The organism is Phaeobacter sp. SYSU ZJ3003 (assembly GCF_041300735.1).
GTDB lineage: Bacteria > Pseudomonadota > Alphaproteobacteria > Rhodobacterales > Rhodobacteraceae > Phycobacter > Phycobacter gallaeciensis_A.
In genome coordinates this window covers 1-1131 of sequence record NZ_PXNU01000143.1, presented here as the reverse complement: position 1 = coordinate 1131, position 1131 = coordinate 1, and the positions used below count along the sequence as shown (strand labels likewise).

General features: G+C 58.8%; 1 protein-coding gene. It reads left to right on the top strand.

Annotated features, from left to right (window positions below; all coding sequences use genetic code 11):
* Positions 1-72: 72 nt before the first annotated feature.
* A partial coding sequence (locus C6W91_RS21115) for an IS630 family transposase (protein ID WP_370571607.1) occupies positions 73-1131 on the top strand: 1059 nt, incomplete at its 3' end.

The following is a 1131-nucleotide window of genomic DNA, read 5'->3' as shown; positions in this document are numbered from 1 at the left end:
TATACTCGGAGTCGCTGAAGACCCGAACTTTGGCGGGTTGACGGCCAGATGCGCATCGATTCATGTAAGCGCATGATCCGGCCCGGTTTTCTTTCTGCTTCAGAACGGCGCGCGCTTGAGGCTTGCGTGCGTAGTCAGCGCGAGGATCATGGCGTTGCGCGCCGTGCCAATGCTATTTTGTTGATGGATGACGGGGAAAGCTGCGTCCAGATTGCAAAGTTTCTCTACCTCGACGACGACACCATTCGCAGCTGGTACAAGACCTATCGTGAGGCTGGGTGGGATGGGCTCAGCGTCGATGGCTGGAAGGGCGCTCAGTCCCGAATGACATCCGCGCAGGAAGCAGAGCTGTGCGCATGGCTGGACGGTCAGTTTTGCCGCTCCACAGCCCCGATCAGAGCCCACATTCTGAAGGAATTCGGCTTGAACTACTCGCATTCCGGCTGCCTCAAGCTCCTCGCCCGGCTGGGGTTTGAGTATCGCAAGCCCAAAGCTCTTCCCCGTGTTGCCAGCGCCGAACAACAGGCCGCGTTCATCGACATGTACGAGCGCCTGCTCAACGGGCTGGGCGCGGATGAAGCGGTGTATTTCGCCGACGCGGTGCACCCCGAATACCAGACAAAACCCAGCTACGGCTGGGTCAAGGTGGGCTCAAACCCTGCCGTGACAACCACCTCAGGGCGCGGGCGGGTGAACATCCATGGCGCGCTCAACCTTGAGACCTTCGATGCGCCCTTTGTCGAGCCCACCACCGTGGACGGGGTCAGTGCTGCGCAGCTTCTCGCCAAGATCGAAGCGCGCAACCCAGACAAGCGTTTGATCCATGTGATTTGGGACAACGCCGCCTATCACAAGGGGCCAGATGTTCGCGAGTTTCTTGCACGGCCGGACTGCCGCATCCACCTGATCCAATTGCCGCCTTATTGCCCACATCTGAACCCGATCGAGCGATTATGGGCCGTCATGCACCAGTTCGTGACCCACAATCGCCACTACCCCACGCAAAAGCAGTTCGCCAATGCGATCCTCGGCTTCTTCCGCGAAACCATCCCGAACGAGTGGAAATCCTTCCGAAGCCAGGTGTCAGACAACTTCAGGATCGTAACCCACCAAGAATTTCGGGTTTTGCAG